We start from the raw sequence: 26,426 nt of genomic DNA on the forward strand, positions 1-26,426 counted from the left end.
TCTCCATGGAAATATCGGCGGATCAGGCCTTGCATTCGCCGATCCGCTCGGACCGGCTCTTGAGGCGCATGGTGATCGTCTTGCCCTGCTGCGTCATCACCATCTCGGCGGCGACGTCATAGCGTTCGGGCTGGTAGTTGCCGGACATGCTGATCTGCATCTCGCCCGGCTGCTCGGTGCCCTTGCAGCGCATCACCGCGTCGATCTTGCCGCCGCCCATCTGGAAGCGGTCGTAGCGGCACTCGCCATTGTCGCGCGCCAGCATCTCCTGCGGCTTGTCCGCCTCTTCCTGCGTCACGCAATCCTCGGTGGTCGAACTCTTCGCGGCCGACTGGCCGATCTGGTCGGCGACCTCCTTGGGCAGGCCCGGCACGTCGATCGAGACGAGTTCCGCGGTGGTGCGCCATTGGCCGGGTTTCAGCTTCACCGTCGTGGCCTTGTCCTTCGTCGCTTCCGCGACGTCGGCAACCGAGGCGTTTTCGAGCTTCACCTCGTCGCTCTCGCCGCAGGCGGCGAGCGCAAGCAGCGCGATGAGGGCGGAAGACGCGGTACGCATGATACTCTCCATCGACATGGAAAAAGGAATGCGACCCGTCCGTGCGGCGTTTTGCGGCGATGCTAGCAGGCCGCACGGCCAAGTCGAGGCCGGATCGCTCAGCCTGCCGGGCAGTCGCCGATGCGCTTGCCGGTGAGCTTCGAGGTGATGCTGACATCGCCGTCGCTGGCGAGCTGCGTCTCGACGATCTGCTGCGCGTCGATCGTCGTCGCGGTATAGCTGCCGCGCACGGTTGCGCCGATCGCGCCGTTCAGCCCGTCCTTCCGGCAACTGATCTGTGCCTGCAGCGTGCCGTCGGAGAAATAGTCGTTGGTATAGGTGCAGCTCGTCATCGAGGGCATGAAGAAAGCCGGCTGCGGCTTGGCGGCGTCGGCCGCGGCCAGGCAGACCTTGCTGGTCTCGGTGGCGCCCGCCTCGATCGGGAACACCGCCTTGCCCGTGTCGGTGTTGCGGCCGCTTTCGACGACCGTTATGATTTCCCACTGGCCCGCCTGCAGCGAAATCGGCCCGGCGGGCGCCGCCTCTTCCGTCGCGCCGCCCGAGCATCCCGCCAACATCGCGACCGCGATGGCCGCTGCCATCATCGTCTTCGTCATCCTCTTCCCCCTCCGTCCATAGTGTTTCAGCCGGTTTCCTCGTCGCCGCGGCACGCGCCGGTGCGGCGGCCATCCAGCGCCGCCTCGACGGTCAACTGGTGATCGCCGGCCGGGCCGCTAGCCGCCATCGTCATGCGGTAGCTGTCGCGGGTCCAGTTGCCCTGCGCAGCCAGGTCGCGGGGGCCTTCGTCGCTGGTCGCGGTACATTGCGCGCGGATCGTGAAACCGGCGGCCCCACCGGTCACCTGCGGCGCCGCGCACCCCACCTCGCGGCTGAGGATGAAGCCGAGCGGATCCTTGCTGCGCTCGGGCGTGACGCAGCGCGCGCGGGTCTGCGCCATCTTCGCCACCATGTCGGGGCCAAGCGGCGCGCCATCGAGCAGGACGCGCGAGGGGACGAAGCGCTCTTCCCAGCGGCCCGCCTCGATCGTCACATCTGCCTGCGCGATCAGCGGCAGCGCCAGTGCGGGCAGCGCGAGCCGCCCAAACCCTCTCATCGTGAAACCCGTCCCCGCCCGATTCGTGGCGGCAGACTAGCATTCCGTCGTCACGGTCGCGAACGCGTTTCGCACAGGGTTTTTCCAGGCTTATCCACAGCTTCATCCACGACCGTCGACCGCAGGCGCTACGAACCGACCCTCCTTCCCGAGGGGCAGGCGTTGCTCGACCGGTTGTTCGCGATCATGGCCAAAGTGGAAAGCGGCGTGCGCGCGGAACGCAGCGCAGAAGAACGGCAGATCTTCGATGCCGCGCGCGATCATATATATGCGGTGTTCCACCGATAAGCGCCGCTGGATATCGCTTTCGGACGAGTTGACGGCACCGTCAAATCATGGCCATCACGCAAGCGATGTCTCGGGAAAATACGAAGATCGGCGCCCTGGCGCCTTTGGTGGGTTATCATCTGCGGCGCGCGTCGAGCGCCTTCGCGGTCGACTTTGCGGCAGCGATGGAAGGGACCGGGATTCGCCAGGTGCCGTTCGGCATCATCGCGGTGGTCGCGGGCAGCCCCGGGATCAACCAGGGCGCGGTTGGGCGCGTGCTGGGCATCAAGCGCGCCAATATGGTGTCGCTGATCAACGAACTGGTCGACATGGGCCTCGTCGACCGCACCGTCGATGAGACGGATCGTCGCGCCTTCGCGTTGACCCTGACCCCGGCCGGCACCGCGATGCTGGAAGATTGCCTCGCGCGCATCGATGCGCATGAGCGGCGAATGCTGGCGAGCTTCTCGGATGACGAGAAAGCCCTGCTGCTCGATATGCTGCGGCGGATCGAGAAGGCACGGGTGATCCCGCTGAGCTGACGATCGCCTGCGGGGGGCGCTTCACTGCAACCCCAGCACCCGCGCGGCATTGCCCTTCAACATCTTCTCCCGCAGTTCGGGCTTGAACCCCGCCTCGTCATACGCAGCGATCCAGCGGTCGGGCGGGATCAGCGGGAAATCGGAGCCGAACAGGAATTTGTCGCCGAGCTGCGTGTTGGCGTAGCGCATGATCTGCGGCGGGAAATATCTGGGGCTCCAGCCGGACAGGTCGATGAAGATGTTGGGCTTGTGCAGCGCCATCGAGAGCGATTCATCGGTCCATGGCCAGCCGGGATGCGCCAGGATGATGCGGATGTTGGGGAAGCGCACCGCAACCTCGTCCACCAGCATCGGCTGGCCGTAGCGCAGCCGGATGCCGCCGCCGCCGGGCATGCCGGTGCCCATGCCCGAATGGCCGGTGTGGAAGATGGCGGGCAGGCCATAATGGTCGATCACCTCGTAGAGCGGCCACGCCATCGGATCGCCGGGATCGAAATCCTGCAGCGGCGGATGGAATTTGAAGCCCTTCACGCCATGCTTCTCGATCAGGTCGCGCGCCTCGATCGCGCCGCGCTTGCCCTTGTGCGGATCGATCGAGGCGAAGGCGATCATCACGTCGCCGTTCGCCGCGGCGGCCTCCGCGATCTCCTCGTTGCGCATGCGCTTGATGCCGGTCCCCGCTTCCATGTCCACCGTGAACATCACGAAGCCGATGTTGCGCGCGCGATAATAAGCGATGGTTTCGGGAATGGTCGGGCGCCGGCGATCGGCCTTGAAGTAGCGCGTGCTGGCATCGAGAAATTCGCCGAAGATCGGATCCTCCTGGTCGCAGCAGGAAACCTCGGCATGGACATGCACGTCGATCGCGGCGAGCTTGCTCACGTCCATGCGCATCTCTCCTATTCGGCGAGGATCAGCGCATCGAGCGCCACCGCGCCTTCGCCCTTGGGATAGACCACCACCGGGTTGAGGTCGACCTCGCGGATCGCGGGCGTGCCGGCCAGCGCACGACCCAGCGCGGCGATCAAGGTCGCGACCGCCTCGACGTCGAGCGCCGGGGAGCCGCGATAGCCGTCGAGCAGCGCGCCCTGTTTCAACAGGCGCAGCTCGGCGGCGATGGCATCGGCGGTGAGATCGACCGGCAGCAGCCGCACGTCGTGGAGCAGTTCGGCGGTGACGCCGCCGAAGCCGACGAGGATCACCGGCCCCCATTCGGGATCGTTGCGCGCGCCGACGATCAGTTCGGTCCCGCGCTTGCCCATCGCCTCGATCAGCGCGCCATCCAGCGCGATGCCGGGATCATAGGCGGCGACATTGTCGTAGAGCCGCGCCCAGGCGGCGTCGAGCGCGGCCGCATCGGCGATGTTGAGGATGACGCCGCCGGCATCGCTCTTGTGGCTGAGCGCGGCGGCCTGCGCCTTGATCGCGACCGGATAGCCGACCCGCGCCGCGACTGCCCCGGCCTCCTCCGCGGACGCCGCGAAGCCGCCCTTGGGGAAGGGGATGCCGAGCGGTGCCAGCAGCTCCTTGGCGCGATATTCGGGGATCACGCCGCTCGGCAGGTCGAGCGTGACCGGCTCGGCCCCCGCGCGGGAGACGTCGCGCTCTGCGGCGCGGGCGAGGTGGCGCAGCGCGCGGAAGGCGCGGTCGGGCGACGGGAAATAGGGCACGCCGATCGCGCGCAGCCGCTCGATATAGGCGGCGGGCACCGGCGCGCCGTCGTCCAGCCCCGCGAAGATCACCGGCTTGTCCGGCGCCAGCCTGGTCACCGCGTCGATGATCGCGGGGAATTTGCGCGCGCTGGTCGCCTCGTCGGTCTGGATGATGCCGAACACGAGCGCGGCGAAATTGTCGTCGGCCAGCAACGGTTCGAGCGTGCGGCGGTAGAGGTCGGGATCGACCAGCGCCTGCGCGGTCAGGTCCATCGGGTTGGAGACGGGGATGAAATCGGGGATCGCCGCGCGCATCGCACTGGCGGTGGCGCCGTCCATCGGCGGCAGCGCGAGGCCGATCTGCTCGGCCAGGTCGAGCGTCAGCGCCTTGAACGCGCCGGATTCGGTCAGCACCGCGGTGCCGCCGCGCCTCACCGGTTTCGCGCGGGTGACGAGTTCGAGCACGTCGCCGAGCGCTTCGAGGCTGTCGACCAGGATCACGCCGGCGCGCTCGACCTTGGTCTTCATCAGCTGCCAGTCGCCTGCCATCGCGCCGGTATGGGTGGCGGCGGATTCGCGCGCGGCGCTGGAGGTGCCCGGGTGGAGCAGCACGATCGCCTTGCCGGCGGCGCGGGCGCGTTCCGCCAGCGCCAGGAAGCGCGCCGGCTTGCGGAACTGCTCGACGATCATGCCGATCGCCGGCGTCGCCGGATCGTCGATCAGGTGCTCGACATAATCCTCGACGCCGCTCGCCGCCTCGTTGCCGGTGGAGACCGACACGGTGATGCCCAGCCCCTTCGCCATCAGGGTGGTGCCCAGCACCACCGCCATCGCGCCGGACTGGCTGACGATGCCAACCGAAGGCCTGCCCGCGAGATCGAGCACCGGCGCCTCGACGAAGGTCAGCGGCACGCCCGCGGCATAGTTGACCATGCCCAGGCAATTGGGCCCCTCGATCACCATGCCATGTTCGGCGGCGATCCGTGCCACCGCGGCCTGCGCGGCGAGCCCTTCCTCGCCACCCTCGGCGAAGCCCGCCGAGAAGATGATCGCAGCCCCCACGCCGCGCGCCGCCAGCGCCTCGACCGCCCCCAGCACCGCGCCGCCGGGGATCGCCAGCACCGCGGCGTCGACACCCTCGGGCAGTTGATCGATCGACTTCAGGCAGGGGCGGCCGCCGATCTCGTCGCGCTTGGGGTTGATCAGGTGGATCTCCCCCGCGAAGCGATGCCGCTCGAGGTTCTGCAGCACCGAATTGCCGAGCGCGCCGGGGGTAGGGGAAGCGCCCACGATCACGACCGAGCGCGGGGTGAGCAGGCGGGACAGGTTGGGCATGGTCATCCGATCCGTTCGGGCCAGTAAGCAGGGGGGCACGCACCTCCGTTCGCCCTGAGGAGCCATCGAGCGTGTCGAGATGGCGTATCGAAGCGCCCGGCTCCGGGCATGTCCTTCGATACGCGTCTTCGACTTCGCTCAGCCGCTGCTCAGGACGAACGGCTAAGCGTCGATCAGCCCGCGCGGTCCTTGTCATAAGCCCCGAGCCCGGGCTTGTAGCTCTTCTCGTCGATGAACTGGCGGATGCCTTCCTTGCGGCCGTCACTGTCGTAGGAATTGGCCGCTTCCTGCGCGCGGACCAGATAGTCCTCGGCATCGTCATAGCTCATCACGCTGACGCGGCGCACGGCGTCCTTGGTCGCCTTCAGCGCCACCGGGTTCTTCTTGAGCAGGACATTGGCCACCTCGATCACCCGCGCCCTGAGCGTTTCCAGCGGCACCGCTTCGTTGACGAGGCCCCATTCGGCGGCGGTGGCGCCGTCGATATTCTCGCCCATCATCGCGTGGTACATCGCCTTGCGGAACGGCATCAGTTCCACCGCCACCTTGGTCGCGCCGCCGCCGGGCAGGATGCCCCAGTTGATCTCCGAAAGGCCGAAGGTCGCCTCTTCCGCAGCGAAAGCGAGATCGCAGGCGAACAGCGGGCCATAGCCGCCGCCGAAGCACCAGCCATTGACCATCGCGATCGTCGGCTTCTGATACCAGCGCAGGCGGCGCCACCAGCCATAGCTCTCGCGCTGCGCCTTGCGCGTGCCGGCCAGGCCGAGCGCCTCGGTCTCGCGGAAATATTCCTTGAGGTCCATGCCGGCCGTCCATGCCGCGCCTTCGCCCGAAAGCACCAGGACGCCGACATCCTCGCGGAACTCGAGCAGATCGAGGACCTCCATCATGTCGCGGTTGAGCGTGGGGCTCATCGCGTTGCGCTTGTCCGGACGGTTGAAGCGCACCCAGGCGATCCCGTCCGCGACGTCATAGGCGACGACGCCGTTGCTGCTCGTTTCGGTCATAGCGTGTTTACCCCTAGGCCGAGCCCGATCGGGCTCATTCGACGATGTAGAATTGGATGAGAACATGGTCCGGCATGCGGATGCCGCGACCCACGAAGATCTTCTCGCGCAACCATTGATGCTTGCCTGGTGGCGGATCGAACACCGGTGCACTGCGGAAATAGTAGCTGGATGGATCGACCGTCTCGCCGCGCGCGATCCGCTCGCTCACTTCGGGACTGGCGACGCGCATCCCCGGATTGTGAATGCCGATCACCGTGCCGTCGGCCGCCTTGAGGAAATAGCGGGCCTCCACCCGGGTGAACCCGCCCGGATGGATGGTCTGCCAATCGCCGCCACCGTTCAGCACGGTGCCGTTCAGCCTCGGCCCCGTGACCGTGCCGCCGGTGATCGGCACGAAGCGGCGGCGGCCGCCGTCGATCTCTCCTTGCTCCACCGGCGGCGCCAGCTCGACGCGCACGGTGAAGGCGTAAGTGAGGGCGGGCGGTGTCTCGGCCGATACCGATGGCGCCGCGGCAAGCAATGCTGCTGCCAGTCCCGTGAAGCCTGTGCGAAGATCCGCCATCTGCGTCGGCCTCAGATCGGATAGTGCCCGGGCTCGGTCTCGATCGTGATCCAGCGCAGTTCGGTGAAGGCGTCGATGCCCGCCTTGCCGCCGAAGCGGCCATAGCCGGACGCCTTCACGCCGCCGAACGGCATCTGCGCCTCGTCATGCACGGTCGGCCCGTTGACGTGGCAGATGCCCGACTTGATCTGCCGGGCGACACGCAGCCCGCGCGCGGTGTCCCGCGTGAACACCGCGGCGGACAGGCCATATTCGGTGTCGTTGGCGAGTTCGATGGCATGTGCCTCGTCCCGCGCGCGGATCACGCCGACGACGGGGCCGAAGCTCTCGTCGCGGAACAGCTTCATCGCCGGCGTCACCCTGTCGATGACATGCGCGGGCATCAGCACGCCGTTCGCCTCGCCGCCATTCACCTGCACCGCGCCGGCGCCGACCGCATCGGCGATGAGGCTGCGGACATGATCGACGGTCTTCCGGTCGACGACCGCGCCCAGCGGCGTCTTGCCCGCGCGCGGATCGCCCACCGGCATGCTCGCCACCTTGGCCTGGAACCTGGCGACGAAGGCGTCGGCAACGGCCTCGACGACGATGATCCGCTCGGTCGACATGCAGATCTGGCCCTGGTTCATGAAGGCGCCGAACGCGGCGGCCTTCACTGCCTCGTCGAGATCGGCATCCTCGAGCACGATCAGAGGCGCCTTGCCGCCCAGTTCGAGCAGCACCGGCTTCAGATGCTCGGCCGCGCGCCTGGCGATGATCTTGCCGACCGCCGTGGAACCGGTGAAGTTGATGCGGCGGATGTGCGGATTGTCGATCAGCGCGCCGACGATCGCCGGCGCATCCTGCGGCGCGTTGGTGACGATGCTGACCGCCCCCTTGGGCAGCGCCTCGTCGAACGCCTCGGCGATCAGGCTGTGCGTGCGCGGGCATTGTTCGCTGGCCTTGAGCACCACCGTGTTGCCGCAGGCGAGCGGGGTGGCGACGGCGCGGACGCCGAGGATAATCGGCGCGTTCCACGGCGCGATGCCCAGCAGCACGCCCACCGGTTCGCGGATCGCCATCGCGATGCAGCCCGGCTTGTCGGAGGGGATGACTTCGCCACCGATCTGGGTCGTGAGCGCGGCCGCTTCGCGCACCATCGACACGCCCAGCATCAGGTTGAACCGGGCCCAGCCTTCGGTGGCCCCGATCTCTCCCATCATCGCGTCGACGAACTGATCCGCCCGCGCCGCCAGCGCATCCGCCGCCTTGCCGAGCGCGGCCCGCCGCGCATTGGGGCCCAGCGCGGACCAGGCGGGGAAGGCGGCCGCTGCCGCCGAAACCGCCGCATCGGCATCCGCCACCGTCGCCGCCGGCGCGGTGGTCGCGACCGCGCCGGTCACCGGGTTGAGTCGATCGAACGTGGCCCGGGTTTCCTGGGCCGGCGGTGCGAGTGTAGCCATCTGCGCCTCTCCAAATATTGTTATGTGATATAACCTAAGCGTCGCGCGTGCAAGCGCCTTCAATCAAGCCAGGCCGCAGCGGCGCGCAAGAGCGGCGCGTCGAGGATTTGCGCTGCAATCGCCGTGGCTTGCGCGGGCATGACCGGCGCGGCGGCATGGCCGGCGCAGCCGATGAACTTGGCGACCAGCGCCGAATCGGACAGCGGCCAATCGGGGTGGCCGGCGGCCTGCATCACGCGATGGAACAGGCGGCTGCCATCGTCGAGCAGGATGGTCAGGCTGCCGCTGGCGGCCTCGGCGCGGCCCCACTCGGGATTGCGGCGTTCGATCACCGACGCGCCGATGCGATGGAGGCCTGGATCGGCAAGCCGATCGGCGGTGAAGCTGTCGAGCGTGACGGCGCCGTCGCGCACTGCGGTGGCCACGGTGAAGGGGATGCTGAAGCGCGCGTCGATCGCGCTGGCCGGCTGCGCTTTCGCCGGTTGCGGGCGGATCAGCATCTCCTGGATGGGGCCGGTCTCGGCCTCGATCCGGGTGATCCGCGCAAGGTCGAGCGATGGGCGCAGCGCCAGCGCCGCCTCGATATAGGCATGGGTGCCGCGGCAGGCCGGCCAGGGCTTGAAGCTGACGAGATCGCCGAGGAAGCGTTCGCCCAGCCCGTCGGTGAGCGCGGCCGTGGGCGCGCCACCGGCATAGACGGCGAAGAAGCCCGCCTTGCCGCCCAGCGGGTCGGCAAAGGCGCGCGCGCCGCCGGCGGCAAGCAGCGCCGCTTCCACCGCCGCGCGCGCGACGAAGCCTTCGCGCACGCCCCGCAAGGGAGACGTGGAATCATATTTGATCTCGCCCGGGAAGGCGCCCTGCATCAGCGCGAGGCCCATTGCGTGACGGATGCCATCCGCGCCGAGCCCCAGCAGCTTGGCGCAGCCGGCCGCGGTTGCGATCAGGTTGACCAGCGGCGGCGGATACCAGCCGCGCGCCTCATAGGGGCAGGGCGCGGCGACGGCGAGGCGGCAGGCGAGGTCGCTCGCGCCCGCCATCGCGGCAAGGAAGCGGCCGCCATCGATGCCGCGGTCGGCGTCCGCCAGCGCGAGCAGCGCGGGGACCAGCGCGGCGTTGGGATGCGCCGGGCCGGCGTCGAAGGTGTCGCCGAAATCGAGCGCATGCGCGAGCGCGCCGTTCGCCAAAGCGGCAAGCGACGGGCTGGTTCGTCCGCTGCCGCCGAGCAATCGCGCGGGGCCGGCGCCTTGCTCGGCATGGCGGCGATAGGGGCGGGCGTCTTCGGCCAGCCCGCTTGCGGCGAGCATGACGCCGAGCGCGTCGAGCAACGCCCGGCGCGTGGCGTGGAGCGTGGCGGCGGGCAGCGATGCGGTGTCGATCGCGGCGAGATGGGCGGACAGAGTGCCCGAGATTGTTTCGTCACAGAACATTCTATGCAAACGCTTTCATCAACCCTAAGATCGATGCAAGCGAAAAGGAGAGGATATGCGCAGATCGATCGTGCGTGCGGTGGCGCTGATGCTGGCGACGGCGGTTCCGGCCGCCATCGGGGCCGATGATGGCGGCGTGCTGCCGGCGGGTGCGCATTGGGATGCCGCGGTTCCCGCCAACTGGAACGGCACCTTGCTGCTCTACAGCCGCGGCTACAGCGCCAATCCCGGCGCGCCGGAGGCCGCGCCGAAACCCCATCGCCAGGCGCTGCTCGATGCCGGCTATGCGATCGCCGGATCGGATTATGGCGCTTCGGGCTGGGCGCTGGAGGAGGCGGTGCCGGCGCAGCAGGCGACCGTCGCCGCGTTCGCGGCGCGTCACGGCAAGCCGAAGCGGGTGATCGCCTGGGGATCGTCGATGGGCGGGCTGGTCACGACCGCGCTCGCCGAACGGCGTGGCAGCGGCATCGATGGCGGGGTGGCGATGTGCGCCTCGATCGGCGGCGCGCTCGGCATGATGAACATGGCGCTCGACGGCGCCTATGCCTTCCGCACCCTGATCGCGCCCGATGCGGATATCCGCATCGTCGATGTCGATGACGATCGCGCGAACGGCCGGCGCGTCGCCGCGGCGCTCGCCAGCGCGACGCAGACCCCCCAGGGCCGCGCGCGCATCGCGCTGGCCGGGGTGCTCGCAGGCATTCCCGGCTGGACGCGTGCCGACGGCGCCGAGCCCGCGCCCACCGACTATCGCGCGCAGGTGGACGAGATCGCGAAGGCGTTCGTTATGGGCGTCTATCTGCCGCGCACCGATCAGGAGAAGCGCGCGGGTGGCGCCTTCTCGTGGAACAGCGGCATCGACTATCGCGCGCAGGTGGCGCTGTCGGGCCGGCAGCCGCTGCTCGCCGCGCTCTATCGCGAGGCGGGGCTGGATCTCGACGCCGATCTGGCGAAACTCAACGCCGGGCAGCGGGTAACGGCGAAGCCGGCGGCGGTGGCCTATATGCGCGCGCACTACACGCCCAACGCCCGCCCGCTCGTGCCGCTGGCGGCGGTGCAGATGATCGGCGACGGGCTGACATCGCCCTCATTGCAGCGCGGCTATGTCGAGGCCGCGAAAGGCGCCGAGAGCCTGTGGGTGCGCGGCGCGGGCCATTGCGGCTTCGATACGCCGACCGTGCTGGCGGCGATCCGCCATGTCGAGGCGCGGATCGAGAGCGGGCGCTGGGGCGCGCGGCCCGCGGGGTTCGTGGCCCATACGCCGCCGCCGATGCTGCGGCCCTGCGTGCGGGGCGGAACGTGCCGCTAGCCCGGCCCGAAGGTGGAGACTGACGCCGGCCGCTCGATGGATCAGGAAGCCTTCGTCCCGGATTGCCGGAACAGGTCGAGACAATGACAAGACGGCAGCCTATCCCGGGCCGTCATCGTTTTCGGGATGGCAGCTATCGCCCCGTACCGCCGTGCTCCCAGGTAAATCGATCTCCGACATCCGCTTCCGAAAGCACAAAAAGCGCTATCCCGGGCTGCGCCCGGGACGATGACATATCTGGATGGAGTCTGTCCGGATTGTCAGCCGCCGACATACATTTCGGGGATCATGCGTCATCCGCGTCTGTATAACATTATGTCACAAAATTTCCTTTGAACGATTTCTGGTCGATCGGCATTCTACAGCCACTCCCGGCTGATCGGCACCATCACGCTAGAGGGAGTGCCTCATGTCCAGAATGCCCGAAACAGCAAAAATTTTGCCTTTTCCTCCAACTTCTTCTACGCCGGTGGCGGTGACGGCGGGCCTGCAGGGGCCGCGTCGCCAGCCGGAGACCATGATGTCGTCGACGCTTCTCGACACGGTCAACGCCTTTGTCGAGGAACGCGGCGGGGGCGAGGGGCATTTCAGGACGCCGATGGCCGGCGTCCACATCATCCGCTCGTTCGCGCAGCGCATGCCGATGCGGCAGATGTACCGGCCGTCGCTGTGCGTCGTGGTGCAGGGCGCCAAGCAGATCATGTTCGGGGAAGACAGCCTCGATTATGGCGCGATGGAGTGCCTCGTGGTTTCCATGGAGCTGCCCGGCATCGGCCGCATCGTGCAGGCCAGCCCGACCGAGCCGTTCCTCGGCCTCACCATCGAGTTCGACATCGCGATGGTGCGCGAGGTGCTGCAGCAGATCTCGACACCGCCGGAGCCGAGCACGTCGGGCGGCCCCTGCGTGTTCGTGGGCAAGGTGGATGCCGGGCTGGCGGATTCGATCGTCCGCCTCGTCCGCCTCGCCGGCACGCCGGATGCGGTGGCGGTGCTCTACCCGTCGATCATGCGCGAGATTTCCTACTGGCTGCTCGCCGGGCCGCATGGCGCCGAATTCTGCAAGCTGGCGCTGCCCGAAACCCATGCCGAGCGTGTGGCCAAGGCGATCTACCTGCTGCGCGACAATTACAACCAGCCGGTGCGCGTGGAGCAGCTGGCGGATACCGCGGGGATGAGCCCATCCTCCTTCCACCAGCATTTCAAGGCGCTCACGGCGATGACGCCGCTGCAATATCAGAAGCAGTTGCGGCTGCTGGAGGCGCGGCGGCTGATGGTGGCGGATGCGGCGAATGTCGGCGAGGCGGCCTACCGCGTCGGCTATGAAAGCGCGTCGCAGTTCAGCCGCGAATATGCCCGCATGTTCGGCGTGGCGCCCAAGCGCGACGTGATGAACTACAAGGCGCTGCTGGCCTATGGGTCGCGGTGAATAAGCGTTTTCCTCCCCGACGCCGCGCGCCGGGGAGGAAAAAGAGGCCCCGCAGTATCAGGCAAATTTTCTCCCGGTTCCGGCATGGCGCTCCGCTGCCCCGGCCATATGTCCATGCGAGGCTTTTCGAAGGACATATCCATGGCGCGTTGGACGATCGCAGACATTCCGCCCCAGCATGGCCGCACCGCGGTGGTCACCGGCACGGGCGGGCTCGGTTATGAGGATGCGCTGGCGCTGGCGCGCGCCGGGGCGGCGGTGATCCTGGCAGGGCGGAATCCGGCGAAAGGCGCGGCGGCGATCGCGCGGATCCGCGCCGCGGTGCCGCCCGCCACGATCCGCTTCGAGGCGCTGGACCTCGCCAGCCTCGCCTCCGTCGCCACCTTTGCGGAGCGGCTGGGCGGCGAATGCGAGCGGATCGACCTGCTGGTCAACAATGCCGGCGTGATGCGGCCGCCGCGGCGGCTGGAGACCGCCGACGGGTTCGAGCTGCAGCTCGGCACCAACTATCTCGGCCATTTCGCGCTCACCGCGCGGCTGATGCCGCTGCTGGCGAAGGGGCAGGGCGCGCGCGTCGTCACCTTGTCGAGCATCGCCGCCGGCCGCGGCGCCGTCATCCATTTCGACGATCTCAACGCGCGGCGGCGCTACGATGCGATGTCGTGGTATAGCCAGTCCAAGCTCGCCTGCCTGATGTTCGCGCTCGAGCTGGATCGGCGCAGCGCCGCGCGGGGCTGGGGCATCGCCAGCCTCGCCGCGCATCCCGGGCTTTCCCGCACGGACCTCATCCCCAACGCGCCCGGGCCGCGGACCTTCACCAACACGCTCTTCTCGGCGCTGCGCCTGCTGATGCAATCCCCCGCGCAGGGCGCGCTGCCGACGCTCTACGCGGCGACCGACCCCGGCGCGCAGGGCGGCGGCTATTACGGGCCGGACCGCCTGAGCGAAACCCGCGGCCACCCCGCGCTGGCCGCGGTCCCCGCTCGCGCGCTGGACCAGGCCGCCTGCGCGCGGCTGTGGCAGATTTCGGAGGAGCTGACGGGGGTGGGGTTCGGGTAAGCGGGCTCACGCCACGCCCAGCCGCCCCCGATCGCCCTCGCGCGGCGTCGCCAGATCCTCCGGCGTCAGCAACGCCGCGAGGTCGGCGCCCTCGAAGAACGGCCGGATCTCGATCTCGCACGGGCCCGGCGCGGGATCGGGGCAGCGTTTGGCCCAGGTGACGGCCTCCTCGATGTCCTTCACCTCCCAGATCGAAAAGCCCGCGATCAGTTCGCGCGCCTCGGCGAAGGGGCCATCGGTCACCGTGCGCCGGCCGCCGTCGCAGAGGATGCGGCGGCCGTGCGCGCTGGGCTTGAGCCCCGCGCCCGCCACCAGGATCCCCGCCGCGACCAGGTCCTCGGTGAACCGGTCCATCGCCGCCCAGGCCTCCGCGGTGGGCGGTGTGCCGCGCTCGCTGTCCTCGGTGGCTTTCATGATCACCATCACCCGCATCGTCCATCTCCTCGTCGAGCCCGCCCGCGTGGCGCCTCACCGGCATGACGAAGGGGAGGGCCGGGAATCGACATCGGTGGCGCGGAGTGTGGATGATTTTTCGGGGGCGGGCGAATGCGGTGGCGTTGAACCCCTCGCGCGCGACGTTCAGGACGTCACCGCTGATCCGGCGCCGCGCCCTCCCGCGCCAAGGCCAGCGCCTTCACCGCCTCCTTCGCCGAATGCGTCTCCGGATCCAGCGCCAGCGCGCGTTCCAGCAAGCGGATCGCGCGCGCATCGTCGCGCGGGCGGCCCTTGCCGGTCTGATAAGCGCGACCGAGGGTGAAGCAGCTTTCAGCCTCGCCCAGGGCGCAGGCCTTGTCGAACAGCGCCAGCGCACGCGCGCGATCCTTCTCCACGCCGCGGCCATCGTTCACCAGCATGCCGAGATTGCCGCATGCGCTGGCATCGTCCGCCTCGCAGCTCGCGCCGAACAGCGCGGCGGCGCGCCTGAGGTCGCGCCGCACGCCCAGCCCGTCGCGATGGAGCACGCCGAGATTGTAGCAGGCATGGTCGTCGCCCTTGTCGCAGGCCTGGCGGAACAGCCCGGCGGCGCGGCGCTGGTCCCGCCGCACGCCCTTGCCCAGCGAATAGGAGGCGCCGAGATTGGCGCAGCCGGCGCGGCCGCCGAGATCGCAGGCCTTCCGGAACAGCGCGGTGGCGCGCCGGGCATCCCGTTCCACGCCATCGCCATCGATGTGCGCGAGGCCGAGGTTGGAACAGCCCGTCGCCTCGCCGCCGTGGCAGGCCCAGGCATAATAGTCGACCGCGCGCTCGATCGACTTTGCCGCGCCGCGGCCCTCGCCATAATAGAAGCCCGCCATCGCGCAGCCGCGCATCGCGCCGAGCTGGCAGGCGCGCGCGAACAATGCGAGCGCGGCGGCGTCGTCCTTCGCCACGCCCACGCCCACGCCCTCGCCTTCGGCATGGGCATCGGCCGCGGCAAGGCAGCCATCGGCGTCGGCGGGGTCGGCCGGGTTGGCTTCGGCGTCGTCCATCGGGCAGGCGGGGATCGCCGCTTCGGGCGCCGCAGGCTCGGCCCCGTGCGCGAATACGGGTGGCTGCAGGCCCAGCCACAGGGCGAGCGCGGCGAGGACCGGGAATTTTCGAGCGATGAAATTTTGAGCGATGACCATGGCTTGACCTAGCCCATGGCGCGGGCCGGGCAATGCCGGCGGTCACAGCCTGATGGCCGGATCGGCGCGCCGATGGCGATCAGGCGCAGCGATGGGGATCGGGCGCGGCGGGCGACCGCCGCGCTACGGCAGCGCTCAGCGGCTGCCCGGCGCCGTTTCGGTGGCCGTCGCCGCATTAAGCGCGGCCTCGACCGTGGCGCAGCTTTCCACGCCCTGCACGGCGAGGTCGATCGGGCGGCCGCCGAGCGTGTCGTCATGCGTGTTGAGGAAGGCGATCGCGCCGTCGCGACCCAGCCGGGCGAAGGCAAGCCGAGAGATGCGGCCCTGCCGTTCGGCTTCCTCGGGGGTGAGGCGGGGGGCGTTGAAGCGGCTCTTGAAGGGCTTGTTCATCGATTGGCGTCCTGCTGGCGCTGCTTGTCTGCGGCCTGGCTCTGCCGGCCCTGCTCGTTCCGGATCAGCCGGTCGGCCATCGCCTGCCATGCCGCCTCGGCGCGCAGGCAGCGCTCGCGGACATTGGAAAGGTTGGTCTCACGCGCGGCCCGCGCACTCTCGGCGGCCTGCGCGAGGTAGAATTCGCTGGTGGTGGAGATCGGCTTTCTCCTCGATCGGGGGGCAGTCGGCCCGGCGGGCCGGCGACGGTGCGAAGAAGAAGGCCTTGGCCGCGGCGCGGTGCACGTCGGCACCGCGCGCGGGTAAGGAGCGGTGCGACCGGCGGGATCCTGCGATCCGCCCGGCCGCCGCGCCTCAGGCGGCTTCGAGGTTGACCGCGGAGCTCTTGCCGCGACGATCGACTTCGATCTCGTAGCTCAGACGCTGGTCCTTCTGCAGCGTGACCATCCCGGCGCGCTCGACGGCGGTGATGTGGACGAAGCTGTCATTGCCGCCATCCTCAGGCGCAATAAAGCCATAGCCCTTGTCTGCATTGAAGAATTTCACGGTGCCGATCGGCATGGGGGATTCCTTTCAAGGAATGGATTATTCACCCGCAGAATCACGGGTGAAGCTGGGAGCGCGAGAAAGGAAAAAGAGCCGCAAGGCATCAAATTTCGTCGCCAGCGACGGTAGCGGGTCCAATATAGGCACGGGTACCGCAAAAATCAACGTCGATGGCAGCGCCGGGGAAACCGACGATCAGGCGATCGCCGATGTCGTGATACAGGCCGGAAATGATCCCGATCGCGCGCGATGACAGCAGCAGCCGCGCGGAATCCTTTGCGGCACCCGCGGGAAGCGACACCTGCCAGGCCGTGCCTTCGGCAATCCGGACGTCGCGATACAGGCTGGCGGCGTGCACCACGCCGCCGCAATGGTGCAGGCAGGCGCTGATCCGGCCGATCGCGTACAGCCGCCTGGTTTCGCCATCGATGGCGGGCGCGCGTTCGACGCTTTGCAGCTTGTGCGCGGTGTTGCGCATCCGCGCGATGCGGCGGCGGTCGCTGCCGGGGCCTTGGTGCAGGCCGGCGACGGCGTCGATCAGCACCGACAGCAGCCGGTCGAGTTCCCGCAGATGATTGCCCTGCACCCGGACCCGCGCCAGTTCCGCCAGCGGCGAGGCCGCCGGCAGCCGTTGCGGCGGTTCGCCCGCGACGAACGCGCAGCCCGCGGCAAGCGCGGCGTGCGCGCGGCGCAACTCGGTGAGGCGCTGTTCCATGCGCATGCTCCTGTTACAAGCGGGAGCATGATGCTCTCTCGGTCGCCGGCGCTTGGCCCCGGGCCGGCGATGCGCTGGCGATAGCAGAGGCGGTGGGCGGCCGACAGGGGCAATGGCGGCAAGGGCAAGGGGGGCGGAATGCCGCGCCGTCACACCATCCCGTTGGGATTCGCGCTTGTATCCGGGATGATCTGCAGCACGTCCCAATGCTCGACGATGCGGCCGGCTTCGTCGAGGCGGAAGATGTCGATGCCGGCATAATCATGGTCGCCGGGCCAGTGCTGCAGGCAATGGAGGATCACATGATCGCCGTCCGCAAAGGCGCGGCGGATCTCGACGCGCTTGCCCGGCCAGTCCCGCGCCATGCGTTCGAAATAGGCGATGAAGCCGGCCTTGCCGGTTTCGACATGCGGATTGTGCTGGATATAGTCCGCGCCGGCATAGCGCTCGATCGCCTCGCGCGGGCGGCACTGGTTGAACATCAGGTCGTAGAAGGCGATGACATTGGCCTTGTTGCGGGCGAGGTCGGGCATGGCGGCTCCTTCATGGACGCTTCGCGGGGCGGGACAATTGCAGGATCGCACCGTTTTGGCATGCAATTTCAGTGCGATATCGCGCTCGAACCGTGCCATGAGCGTCGACCTGGGGCAGTGGCGGGGAAACAGGGTTCATGAACGGAAACGGGTGCCGGCGTCGTGCCGCAACGGGCGCGGCGTATCGCCGGGCGATCCATAGCACGGCGATGGCCGCGCTGGCGCTGCTCGCATCCTGCGGCGGTGGCGACGACGACGCGCCGCCCGCGCCTCCACCGGCGCCCAATCAGGCGCCGCGCTTCACCTCGGCCGCCACGGCGCGCTTCGAGGAGAATGGCGCGGATATCGTCTATCGCGCCGCCGCTACCGATGCGGAAGGAAGCCCGGTGACCTTCTCGATCGCCGGCGGGGCGGATGCGGCCCGGTTCGCCATGGAGGCGAACGGCGAACTGCGCTTCGCGGCGCCGCCCAATTTCGACCTGCCCGGCGATGCCGATGCCGACAATGTCTATGAGGTGCAGCTCCAGGCGAGCGACGGCAGCGCATCGAGCAGCCTCGCGCTGAGGGTCAGCGTCACCAATTCGACCGAGGGCGTGACGGTGCGGCGGATTGCCACCGGCTTCGTCGATCCCGTGGCGGTGGCGCCGACCTCCCAGTCGCTCGGCGTCATCCTCGTGGCGCAGAAGAATGGCGCCATCTATCGCGTGACGGTGACGACGGGTGCGCGCGAGCATCTGATCACCATCCCCAATGTCGGCGGCGTCGGCGTGGTCGCGATCGCAGCGGGCCAGGACTATGCCGGCAACGGCAGGTTCTACGTGATGTACGCGACGGGCGGCGGGGTGGTGCTCGGCGAATTCGGCCAGCGCGCCGGCGGGCCCGTCTTCCAATCCGACTTCCGGCTGATCAGCGTGCCGGCGCCGGACTATGCCGGCGGCGGCTGGATCGCCATCGACGGTCGATCGCTGATGGTCGGCCTGGGGGATGGCGGCGGCACCGGCGATCCGACCGGCAGCGCGCAGAACGATGTCTCGCCGCTGGGCAAGATCATCCGCTTCGATCCGAACCCCGATCCCTATGCGGGCGCCTCGCCGAACTTTTATCTGAGCACGGTGATCGCCAAGGGGCTGCACCGGCCGGTCGGCGGCAATTTTCATGCGTCCGATGCATGGCTGGTCGTCGATGCCGGTGAGGACGTCGCCGATGAGGCGACGCTGCTGCAGGGAATCGGTCCGGGCAAGAATTTCGGCTGGCCGTTCAAGGAGGGCAGCAAGGCCGTGCGCGGTGCGCCGCCGTCCGGCCTGGTCGAGCCGGCACTCGAGCATCCGCGTACGGCGGGCGGGCAGGGCTCGGCGCTGATTGGCGTCGCGTTGAACTGGTCCCAGCAGGATTATGTGCTGATGGATCGATCGGGGGCCGTTTATGTCGTCCCCCGATCGTCGGTTGCGCCGGGCGCCGCGCTGCCCTTGGCGAACTTCGATCGCCGCACCGCCGATTTCGTGCCCGATCAGGGGAAGATCGACCGCCCGGTGCAGATTCAGAGCAGTGCCGGCTCGCGGATCTACATCGTCGATGGCGACGGCGATATCTTCGAGGCCGACCTGCCCAGCCGGCCGTCCGGCTGATCGCCGCGCGGTCACGCGAAGATTCTGCCCGAATGCAGGCGCCGGCGGACGGGTCCAGTGCGGCGTAGATCCTTGCTCGATCGCCGCAGCATTCTCGTCGCGCCCATCGCGCTTGCGCCCTGGCCGATCGCGGCTCGGGTTGCGCCGCTGGACCACCCCTGCGCGGTCCCGCCCGTCGCGCTCGTACCGTGGCAGCCGCCCATGGTCGTCAGCTTCGGCGACGGGCGGGCGAGGCTGCGCTTCATCGCCGCAAACCATGGCGCCGACCCGAAGGATGCCACGCACGGGCTGGTGCGGCGGGAACTGGCGCGTGGCGCTCCCCTGGTCATCGTGGAAGGCGTGCCGTCCGCGCTCGGGCCCAATCCGGCGCGGGTCATCGCCGATGGCGAGCATAGGCTGCGCGATGGCCGCATCGCCGAGCCGCTCTATGCATCGGTGCTCGCGGCGCGACGCGGATTGTCGTTCATGGGGGGCGATCTTGCGACGCCGGACCTCATTGCGCACAGCCGGCGCGCCGGCTTTGCCGACGCCGACATCCTCGGCGCACACGTGCTGCGCCGCCTGGCGGGCGAGCGCGATGCGTCGCCCGCCGCGCTGGTCGAACGCACGCGCCGCTTCCTGCCCGACGTCGACGCGTCATTCGATTTCGGGGCCTGGTTCCGGCGGGCCTACGATGGTCCCTATTCTCCGGCCGCGGCGCGCGGGTTGGGCACGGCCTGCGGCACGGATCTGGCCGCACGGATCGTGCGGGTCGAAACCGACGCGCGAAATGCCCATCTCCGGCAATTGATCATGCGCCATCTGGATCGGGCCGAAGAACTGCTGGTCGTGTTCGGCGCCAACCATCTCCTCGCACTTTACCCGGCGTTGAAGGGCCGTTTGCCGGAGGTGGGCGTTGAGCGGGAAGCGGCGTGAACACCAACTCCGAAGCGATGTCGCTGGGGCAGGTTCTGTTCTCCGATCATCCCATGCGCAGCGGAACTAGTTTCAGGGACACAATATGAAACTCTTCGACACCGCCCATGGACACTAGTTTCGGGGACGCAATATCCCTACTGCGTCATAAAGATCGGATATTGGATTGAGGCGCGAGACAGCAGGGACATCGAGCTAGGCGCCTGACGATGGCGGCGGCGAGGTGGATGCGGATGGTGGCGATGGAGTCATGGACATGGCGCTGCGGCCGAACGGGGAGCGCCGCGCGGGATATAGGCTTTGGGAATGGGAGGTTTTTGGCGGGATAGCGGATGGTGGAGGGCTGAGGGGGGAATCGTCTCCATTTGGGAGATGAGGAATCCGTAGGCGGCGATGCATAGGGTGACATGGTGGTGGAAGCCGCGCCATCCGCGGCCTTCATAGTGGCCGAGGCCGCATTGCTGCTTGAGATCGAGATAGTCGCGCTCGATGCGCCAGCGCAGCTTTGTGAGGCGGACGAGTTCGGTCGTGGCGATGTCGGCTGGCAGGGTGGAGAGCCAGAAGCGGGCGGGTTCGGGGTCGCCTTGTGGCCATTCGATCATGAGCCATAGCTCGGGGGAAGGATTGGCGCGCAGGCCATCGCCATTGGCACAGCATAGCCGCAGGAAAGCGAAGCGTCCGCCGAGCGGTTCGCTCGATCCCTGGCGGCAGGTCACGGTCTGCCACGCGCTGTCGGGCAACTCGAGCGCGAGCGCCTTGACCTGAACCGGTTGATGAGCGTGCTTGGGCAGCTTCTGCTCACCAGGCCGAGGGCCACGGCGGTGCGTTCTGGAGCGTGGCGGCGGCGCCTCGCCGGGGCGCCAGACATTGGTGATGGGGCGGATCGCGACCGCGTAGGCTAAGCCCAGATCGGTCACGCCCTGGCGGAAATCGGCGGCGCCGCCATAGCCGGCATCGGCCAGCACGACGCCTGGCGGCAAGCCTTGCGCGATCGCCGCCGCGAGCTGATCGAGCGCGATCCCGGTCTTGGACCGGAAGGGGATATCCTCGGGCACCCTGGCCTTGCGCCGCCGCTCGGCGTCGTTCGCCCAGGCCTCCGGCAGGAACAGCCGGTGCGCAACCGGCAGGCTCGCCGTCTCGGTCGCCAACGACAGGCTGACCATCACCTGGCAGTTCTCGGTCTTGCCGAGTTGTCCGCAATATTGCCGCGCCACGCCGACCGAATGCTTCCCCTTCTTGGGAAAGCCCGTGTCGTCGATGATCCAGGCCTCGACCGGGCCGTCGCGCTCCACCACCGGCAGAACCTGCTCGCGGACACACGCCATCAGCGCCTCGTCCGACCAGCCGCCCTGACCCACGAAATGCAGCAGCGACTGGTGTTTCGCCGATACCCGGTCAGGCCGAACCACCGCCGCCAGCGGCTCCACGCTCTTGCGCTCCACGGGAAGCAGCAGTCCCGTGCAATAATCCCTCAACGGTTCGGCTCGGTCCGCATGCCCGATCACTTTCACAAGACGATCGACATAAGCGTCAAAACGCGCTTCAATCTCCTCCGTCCAGCGACCCTCCATCCCGACCCTCCAGCTCAGTTTGAATCACCGAGCCTATCACATCTGCGCCGGTACCGAATCCCCCCTTCTTCTGACTCAGTAGGGATATGAAACTCTTCGACACCGCTGATCGCGGCGTTCGGCACCGCGGTTTTACATTATGTCTCCGAAACTTGCCGCGGATCTATTTCCTATTGTGTCCCCGAAATCACAGCCACGCGGGCAGGTTGATGGAAAACAGGCATTGTAAGGCGAAGGCGCCGCGCGCGATGTCGCGGCGCTCTCCTTGCCCGGCCGGCTCAGATCGTCTGCCCGCCGGACACCTCGATCCGCTGCGCGGTGACCCAGCGATTGTCCGGCCCCAGCAGGCTGGCGACCATCGGGCCGATATCGTCGGGCATGCCGACGCGGCCCAGCGCGGTCATGTCGGCGAACTGCTTGTTGAGGTCCGCCATGTCGCGCACCGCGCCACCGAGGAAATCCGTCTCGATCGCGCCTGGGGCGACGACGTTGGCGGTGATGCCGCGGCTGCCGAACTCCTTCGCCATGTAGACCGTCAGCGTCTCGACCGCGCCCTTGGCGGCGGAATAGGCAGCAAAGCCGGCGACCGACACGCGGGTGAGGCCGGACGAGACGTTCACGATGCGGCCGCCGTCCGCCAGGACGGGCAGCAGCGCCTGCGTCAGGAAGAACACGCCCTTCACATGCGTGTCGAACAGCGCGTCGAACTGCGCCTCCGTGGTGTCGGCGATGCTCGCCATCTCGCCCTGGCCGGCATTGTTGACGAGATGGTCGAAGCTGTCGCGGTTCCAGGTGGCGGACAAGGCGGCGCGGACATCGGCGGCGAAGGCGGGGACGCTGGCGACATCGCCGACGTCGAGCCGAAGCGCGACGGCCTTGCGGCCGAGCGCCTCGATCTCGGCGACGACGGCCCTTGCCTGTTCCTCGCCGTTGCGGAAGGTGAGGATGACATCGCCGCCGCGCCGCGCGATGCTGAGCGCGATGTTGCGGCCAAGGCCCCGATTGGCGCCGGTGACGAGCGAAATGGTGGTCATGGGAACGTCTCCTTGGGGTGGGGTTGGAACCCCATCCTTGTGCCGTGCGGAGGCGGTGCGTGGTTGCCGGATCCGACGGTTCTCTTGCCTGATCCTGCGGATGCGTTGCCAGCCCTGCCGCGAATAGCGGGTGCTGCGCCCGCCGGCGCCGTCCTTTGCCAATATGCCAGGCTCGAACGAATCGTTGATGTCGCACGGTGCGGTGTCGGACGATTTCGTTCCGATGCCGGGGTTTCGAAATGGACGCGCTCCCGGCCATTCCCCAACGGCCGGCGATCACCCCCGCCCCGCGACACCCCCGCGCCGGAGGTCCGCCACCGGTGCATTGCCGAACATCGCCTTATACTCCCGGCTGAACTGAGACGGGCTCTGGTAACCCACCTCGAACGCCACGCGCTCGACATTGGCGCTGCCGGCGGCGAGCAGCTTGCGCGCTTCCAGCAGGCGCATGTGGCGCTGGAAGGCGAGCGGGCTGTGGCCCGTCACCGCCTTGAAATGCCGGTGGAACGAGGTGACGCTCATCCCTGCCGATGCCGCAAGGTCGGCGATGACGACGGGTGCGTTGTTGTTCGCGCCCAGCCAGTCGGCCGCGGCCTTGATCTGCCGCACGCGATCGTCGCGCTGGCCGATCTGGCGCAGCGTGTCGCCCATCGGGCTCTGCAGCAGGCGGTAATAGAGTTCGCTCTCATAGTTCGGGGCGAGCATGGCGACATCGTCGGGGCTGTTCACCAGCCCGACGAGCCGCGCGAACGCATCGCCGACCGTGCTGTTCAGGTCGCCGGCGGCCACCGCGCAGGTCCAGCGATTTTCGCCCTTGGGCATGCCGAGCATGACCCGCGTCAGCCGGTCGATATCGAGATGGAGGCTGATCCCGACATAGGGCAGGCCGGGCGCCGCGCCGGTCAGTTCATGGGCATAGGGCAGGCCGAAGGACGAGGCCGCGCACGCGCCCGCCACCAGTTCGAAGCGGTTGGCGCCCATCGTCAGCACCTTGGTGCCGCGCGCGACCGCGTAGAACATCGGTTCGAACACCGCCGATACCGGCGCGGTGTCGCTCGTGCTCGACCAGACCATCAGCCGCGTCACCGGCGTCTCACGCCCCACCAGCCCCGGGCCGGACGCGGTCCAGGGGGCGACATCGTCAAGCAGGCGACGGGTGATGCGCTGGGGATCGGACATGGGCGGTAGATAGGCACTTGGCAGGATCAGGCAAGACTAAGGCATGATCGGGAATGTCGTTCCGGTCATCGCTCTCTATCTCCCGATCGACACGACATCCTCACCCAAACCAACTTTGGTAGAAAAGGACAGACCATGATCGATCTGAACGGAAAGCGTGCGCTGGTGACGGGCGGCTCGCGGGGCATCGGCGCCGCGATCGCGCTGGCGCTGGCGGAAAATGGCGCCGACGTCGCCTTCACCTACCAGAACTCAGCGGAAAAGGCCGCGGCGGTGGCCCGATCCATTGAGGGCACCGGCCACCGCGCCTTCGCCATCCAGGCCGACAGCGCCGACCCTGCGGCGATCGCGCGTGCGGTTGACGAAGCCGTCGCTGCGCTCGGCGGGATCGACATCCTCGTCAACAGCGCGGCGATCGGCGTCGCCGGCCCGATCGCCGACCTCGACGTGGACGCCTGGCAGGCGATGATGGACGTCAACGTCCGCGCGCCCGTGCTGTTTGCGAAGGCGGTGATCCCGCATCTCGGCGACGGCGGCCGCATCGTCTCGATCGGCTCGGGACTGGGCGAGCGGGTGCCGTTCCCGGGCGTGACGGCCTATGCGATGTCCAAGGCGGCGCTGACCGCTTTCACCCGCGGCCTCTCGCGCGAACTCGGACCCGACGGCATCACCGTGAACCTCGTTCAGCCCGGCTCGACCGATACGGATGCGAACCCGGCCAATGGCGATGCCGCCGATTTCCAGCGCGGCATGACCTCGCTGGGGCGCTATGGCGAGCCGCGCGAAGTCGCCAACGCGGTGGTGTTTCTCGCAAGCCCGGCGGCGAGCGTGATCACGGGGGCCGTACTGACGGCGGATGGCGGCGCGCTCGCCTGAACGGATCCGGCCATCGCCCGCGCGCCAGTCTCCCGTTTCCGGCCTCCCGTTTCCGGCGCGGCGTGGGCGGGGGGCAGCCTGCGCGCGCGCATGGACCTTCGCGACGCGTCCCCGAGTCTAGCCGAGGCCGGCAGATCAGTGTAGCCGGGATATGAGGGCCCTGGGCCGAGCGTTTTGCCCGGGCCGTTTTCCCGAGTGAAGGAGCGACCGACATACCACGCAAACCGAACTATGACTTCGAGCGGCGCGAGCGCGAACGCGTCAAGGCAGCCGAATCCGCGAAGAAGGCGCTGGCGAAAGCGGAGAAGCGCGCCGCCGGGCAGGAAACGCCCGATGCGGATCCGTCAGGCGATTGACCGGCCCGCTGACCCGATGACGGCAACGTCCGGATCCGGTCTCGCCCAGCTCGGCTGGAAACCCTTCTTCAGCGAACAGGTTTCCGCCGGGCCGGGCCACCATTGCGCGCCTGCCCGCGTCGTGTCGGTTCATCGCGGACGGGTGACCGTCTCGGGCGAAGGGTTCGCGGACTCGATCTCGTCCAGCCTGCCGGTGCGCGGCGGCGCGGAGGACCGACCGACCGTGGGCGACTGGCTGTTGATCGATCGCGACAGCCGGACCCTCGTGCGCATCCTCGATCGGGCGAGCCTGCTCAAGCGGCCCGCGCCGGGCGACGACCGCCGGGTCCAGCTCATCGCCGCGAATGTCGACACGCTGTTCATCGTCACGTCCTGCGACCAGGATTTCAACATTTCGCGGCTCGAACGCTATCTCGTGCTCGCGCGCGAGGCGCGCGTCCGGCCGGTCATCATCCTCACGAAAGCCGATCTCTCACCCATGCCGGGGAGCTTCGTCGATGCGGCGCGCGCGCTCCAGCCGGGGTTGCAGGCGGAACTGGTCGACGGGCGCGATCCGGCGAGCGCCGCGCGCCTCGCCGGATATTGCGGCTTCGGAGAGACGGTCGCGCTGGTGGGATCGTCCGGCGTCGGCAAGTCGACGCTCGTCAACACGCTCAAGGGATCGGCCAGCATCGCCACCCAGCCCGTCCGCGAGGGCGACGGCAAGGGCCAGCACACGACAACGGTCCGCGAGATGCATCGCCTGTCCGACGGCGCGGACGGCGGCGGCTGGCTGGTGGATACGCCCGGCATGCGCGAGCTGCAGATGTCGGATGTGGCGTCCGGCGTAACCGAGGTGTTCGAGGACGTCACCGCCGTGGCGCTCGCGTGCCGGTTCGCGAACTGCACCCACGCCGACGAGCCCGGATGCGCCATCCAGGCCGCGATGGCGGAAGGGAGCCTCGACCCAGCGCGCGTCGGACGGTGGCGCAAGCTGGCCGAGGAAGATGCCGTGAACAGCGGCGCCGCAGCGGTTCGCCGCTCCCGCCCGGCAAAAGGTGGAAACAGGAGATGATGCGTGGCTGATCTTTACCTTCGCGCGCTGGAGTCCGAGCGCAAGCGCCTGTGGGCCGAGTGCCGGCTGAAGGGCCTCTCCCGGGGCACGCCGGAGCGGCTCCGGATCGAAGAGCTCGATACGCTGCTGGCGGAGCATCGGGCGAAACGGGCTGGCTAGGCGGTTCCGGGGATGAACGGGCGTCCGCCGCTCGGACACCGCCGCGAACTGGGGCCCAAGCTCATCACCGTGAACCTCGTCCAGCGCGGATCGACCGACACGGATGCCAATCCGGCGCGGACGGCGACGCCGCCGATGTCCAGCGCGCCCTGACCTCGCTCGGCCGCTACGGCGAACCCAGCGAAG

At 68.6% G+C, this 26,426-nt stretch carries 30 protein-coding genes; 11 read left to right on the forward strand and 19 right to left on the reverse strand.

Going from position 1 to position 26,426, the window contains the following annotated elements; all coding sequences use genetic code 11:
• Positions 1-22: 22 nt before the first annotated feature.
• From NX02_RS02765 to NX02_RS02775, 3 genes are all read right to left on the reverse strand, one after another.
• Positions 23-556, reverse strand: coding sequence for a DUF3617 domain-containing protein (locus NX02_RS02765; RefSeq protein WP_025290666.1), 534 nt, complete (start codon positions 554-556; stop codon positions 23-25).
• Positions 557-654: 98 nt separating this feature from the next.
• Positions 655-1,152: a DUF3617 domain-containing protein gene (locus tag NX02_RS02770; RefSeq protein WP_025290667.1), complete on the reverse strand. Its 498-nt coding sequence runs from the start codon at positions 1,150-1,152 to the stop codon at positions 655-657.
• 26 nt (positions 1,153-1,178) lie between these two features.
• On the reverse strand, positions 1,179-1,649 hold the full coding sequence (locus NX02_RS02775; protein ID WP_025290668.1) for a DUF3617 domain-containing protein: 471 nt from the start codon (positions 1,647-1,649) through the stop codon (positions 1,179-1,181).
• 162 nt (positions 1,650-1,811) lie between these two features.
• Between NX02_RS02775 and NX02_RS33880 the strand changes: the two genes are divergently transcribed.
• Together NX02_RS33880 and NX02_RS02780 are read left to right on the forward strand one after the other, a co-directional pair.
• The gene (locus tag NX02_RS33880) at positions 1,812-1,937 is read left to right on the forward strand and encodes a hypothetical protein (RefSeq protein WP_281178294.1); all 126 of its coding nucleotides are present in this window, start codon (positions 1,812-1,814) and stop codon (positions 1,935-1,937) included.
• Positions 1,938-2,044: 107 nt separating this feature from the next.
• Positions 2,045-2,458, forward strand: coding sequence for a MarR family winged helix-turn-helix transcriptional regulator (locus tag NX02_RS02780; RefSeq protein WP_245648749.1), 414 nt, complete (start codon positions 2,045-2,047; stop codon positions 2,456-2,458).
• A gap of 21 nt (positions 2,459-2,479) precedes the next feature.
• Here NX02_RS02780 and NX02_RS02785 read toward each other — a convergent pair whose 3' ends face one another.
• The 6 genes from NX02_RS02785 to NX02_RS02810 form a co-directional block, all read right to left on the reverse strand.
• Positions 2,480-3,346, reverse strand: coding sequence for an amidohydrolase family protein (locus NX02_RS02785; protein WP_039997026.1), 867 nt, complete (start codon positions 3,344-3,346; stop codon positions 2,480-2,482).
• 11 nt (positions 3,347-3,357) lie between these two features.
• Positions 3,358-5,451 carry an acetate--CoA ligase family protein gene (locus tag NX02_RS02790; RefSeq protein ID WP_039996372.1) on the reverse strand — a complete coding sequence of 698 codons (2,094 nt, stop codon included), beginning with the start codon at positions 5,449-5,451 and terminating at the stop codon, positions 3,358-3,360.
• 167 nt (positions 5,452-5,618) lie between these two features.
• Positions 5,619-6,452, reverse strand: coding sequence for a p-hydroxycinnamoyl CoA hydratase/lyase (locus NX02_RS02795; protein ID WP_025290672.1), 834 nt, complete (start codon positions 6,450-6,452; stop codon positions 5,619-5,621).
• A gap of 34 nt (positions 6,453-6,486) precedes the next feature.
• Positions 6,487-7,017: a DUF3237 domain-containing protein gene (locus NX02_RS02800; RefSeq protein WP_025290673.1), complete on the reverse strand. Its 531-nt coding sequence runs from the start codon at positions 7,015-7,017 to the stop codon at positions 6,487-6,489.
• Between the two features lie 11 nt (positions 7,018-7,028).
• The gene (locus tag NX02_RS02805) at positions 7,029-8,459 is read right to left on the reverse strand and encodes an aldehyde dehydrogenase (RefSeq protein WP_025290674.1); all 1,431 of its coding nucleotides are present in this window, start codon (positions 8,457-8,459) and stop codon (positions 7,029-7,031) included.
• Between the two features lie 59 nt (positions 8,460-8,518).
• Positions 8,519-9,886 carry an MmgE/PrpD family protein gene (locus NX02_RS02810; protein ID WP_025290675.1) on the reverse strand — a complete coding sequence of 456 codons (1,368 nt, stop codon included), beginning with the start codon at positions 9,884-9,886 and terminating at the stop codon, positions 8,519-8,521.
• 55 nt (positions 9,887-9,941) lie between these two features.
• Between NX02_RS02810 and NX02_RS02815 the strand changes: the two genes are divergently transcribed.
• From NX02_RS02815 to NX02_RS02825, 3 genes are all read left to right on the forward strand, one after another.
• On the forward strand, positions 9,942-11,195 hold the full coding sequence (locus NX02_RS02815) for an alpha/beta hydrolase family protein (protein WP_025290676.1): 1,254 nt from the start codon (positions 9,942-9,944) through the stop codon (positions 11,193-11,195).
• 520 nt (positions 11,196-11,715) lie between these two features.
• Positions 11,716-12,621, forward strand: coding sequence for an AraC family transcriptional regulator (locus tag NX02_RS02820; RefSeq protein ID WP_025290677.1), 906 nt, complete (start codon positions 11,716-11,718; stop codon positions 12,619-12,621).
• A 141-nt stretch (positions 12,622-12,762) separates the two neighbouring features.
• The gene (locus NX02_RS02825; RefSeq protein WP_025290678.1) at positions 12,763-13,680 is read left to right on the forward strand and encodes an oxidoreductase; all 918 of its coding nucleotides are present in this window, start codon (positions 12,763-12,765) and stop codon (positions 13,678-13,680) included.
• Between the two features lie 6 nt (positions 13,681-13,686).
• On the opposite strand, the gene NX02_RS02830 is transcribed toward NX02_RS02825, so the two are convergent.
• The 7 genes from NX02_RS02830 to NX02_RS02855 all read right to left on the reverse strand — a co-directional run bounded on the left by NX02_RS02830 (position 13,687) and on the right by NX02_RS02855 (position 17,471).
• Complete coding sequence (locus NX02_RS02830) at positions 13,687-14,112, reverse strand: YciI family protein (RefSeq protein WP_025290679.1); 426 nt, start codon at positions 14,110-14,112, stop codon at positions 13,687-13,689.
• Positions 14,113-14,267: 155 nt separating this feature from the next.
• Positions 14,268-15,287: a tetratricopeptide repeat protein gene (locus NX02_RS30510; protein ID WP_025290680.1), complete on the reverse strand. Its 1,020-nt coding sequence runs from the start codon at positions 15,285-15,287 to the stop codon at positions 14,268-14,270.
• A 135-nt stretch (positions 15,288-15,422) separates the two neighbouring features.
• Positions 15,423-15,677: a hypothetical protein gene (locus NX02_RS02840; protein WP_025290681.1), complete on the reverse strand. Its 255-nt coding sequence runs from the start codon at positions 15,675-15,677 to the stop codon at positions 15,423-15,425.
• Entirely contained in the window at positions 15,674-15,970 is a 297-nt protein-coding gene (locus tag NX02_RS31235) for a hypothetical protein (protein ID WP_245648750.1), read from the reverse strand. The genes NX02_RS02840 and NX02_RS31235 overlap by 4 nt, the downstream gene beginning before the upstream one ends.
• 61 nt (positions 15,971-16,031) lie before the next feature.
• Positions 16,032-16,238: a cold-shock protein gene (locus NX02_RS02845; RefSeq protein WP_025290682.1), complete on the reverse strand. Its 207-nt coding sequence runs from the start codon at positions 16,236-16,238 to the stop codon at positions 16,032-16,034.
• A gap of 88 nt (positions 16,239-16,326) precedes the next feature.
• Positions 16,327-16,917 (reverse strand): hypothetical protein, encoded by a 591-nt coding sequence (locus NX02_RS02850; protein WP_158013869.1) that lies wholly within the window; start codon positions 16,915-16,917, stop codon positions 16,327-16,329.
• Between the two features lie 170 nt (positions 16,918-17,087).
• The gene (locus NX02_RS02855; protein WP_025290684.1) at positions 17,088-17,471 is read right to left on the reverse strand and encodes a nuclear transport factor 2 family protein; all 384 of its coding nucleotides are present in this window, start codon (positions 17,469-17,471) and stop codon (positions 17,088-17,090) included.
• A gap of 137 nt (positions 17,472-17,608) precedes the next feature.
• Between NX02_RS02855 and NX02_RS02860 the strand changes: the two genes are divergently transcribed.
• Both NX02_RS02860 and NX02_RS02865 read left to right on the forward strand, forming a co-directional pair.
• Positions 17,609-19,096, forward strand: a complete 1,488-nt coding sequence (locus tag NX02_RS02860) for a PQQ-dependent sugar dehydrogenase (protein WP_084717594.1) — start codon at positions 17,609-17,611, stop codon at positions 19,094-19,096.
• A gap of 72 nt (positions 19,097-19,168) precedes the next feature.
• A complete protein-coding gene (locus tag NX02_RS02865; protein ID WP_025290686.1) occupies positions 19,169-20,011 on the forward strand; it encodes a hypothetical protein in 843 nt (280 codons plus the stop codon).
• Positions 20,012-20,259: 248 nt separating this feature from the next.
• On the opposite strand, the gene NX02_RS02870 is transcribed toward NX02_RS02865, so the two are convergent.
• From NX02_RS02870 to NX02_RS02880, 3 genes are all read right to left on the reverse strand, one after another.
• Positions 20,260-21,582 carry an IS701 family transposase gene (locus tag NX02_RS02870; RefSeq protein WP_025290687.1) on the reverse strand — a complete coding sequence of 441 codons (1,323 nt, stop codon included), beginning with the start codon at positions 21,580-21,582 and terminating at the stop codon, positions 20,260-20,262.
• A 278-nt stretch (positions 21,583-21,860) separates the two neighbouring features.
• On the reverse strand, positions 21,861-22,616 hold the full coding sequence (locus NX02_RS02875; protein WP_025290688.1) for an SDR family NAD(P)-dependent oxidoreductase: 756 nt from the start codon (positions 22,614-22,616) through the stop codon (positions 21,861-21,863).
• Positions 22,617-22,892: 276 nt separating this feature from the next.
• Complete coding sequence (locus tag NX02_RS02880; RefSeq protein WP_084717595.1) at positions 22,893-23,795, reverse strand: AraC family transcriptional regulator; 903 nt, start codon at positions 23,793-23,795, stop codon at positions 22,893-22,895.
• 135 nt (positions 23,796-23,930) lie between these two features.
• Between NX02_RS02880 and NX02_RS02885 the strand changes: the two genes are divergently transcribed.
• The 4 genes from NX02_RS02885 (at position 23,931) to NX02_RS33225 (ending at position 26,393) form a co-directional block, all read left to right on the forward strand.
• Positions 23,931-24,671: an SDR family NAD(P)-dependent oxidoreductase gene (locus NX02_RS02885; protein ID WP_025290690.1), complete on the forward strand. Its 741-nt coding sequence runs from the start codon at positions 23,931-23,933 to the stop codon at positions 24,669-24,671.
• A gap of 333 nt (positions 24,672-25,004) precedes the next feature.
• Entirely contained in the window at positions 25,005-26,081 is a 1,077-nt protein-coding gene (gene rsgA, locus NX02_RS02890; RefSeq protein ID WP_342671295.1) for a ribosome small subunit-dependent GTPase A, read from the forward strand.
• Positions 26,082-26,084: 3 nt separating this feature from the next.
• A complete protein-coding gene (locus NX02_RS33065; RefSeq protein WP_169787207.1) occupies positions 26,085-26,240 on the forward strand; it encodes a hypothetical protein in 156 nt (51 codons plus the stop codon).
• Positions 26,241-26,252: 12 nt separating this feature from the next.
• Positions 26,253-26,393, forward strand: coding sequence for a hypothetical protein (locus NX02_RS33225; protein WP_211258274.1), 141 nt, complete (start codon positions 26,253-26,255; stop codon positions 26,391-26,393).
• Positions 26,394-26,426 lie beyond the last annotated feature (33 nt).

It is taken from the genome of Sphingomonas sanxanigenens DSM 19645 = NX02, from assembly GCF_000512205.2.
Classification (GTDB): Bacteria; Pseudomonadota; Alphaproteobacteria; order Sphingomonadales; family Sphingomonadaceae; genus Sphingomonas_D; species Sphingomonas_D sanxanigenens.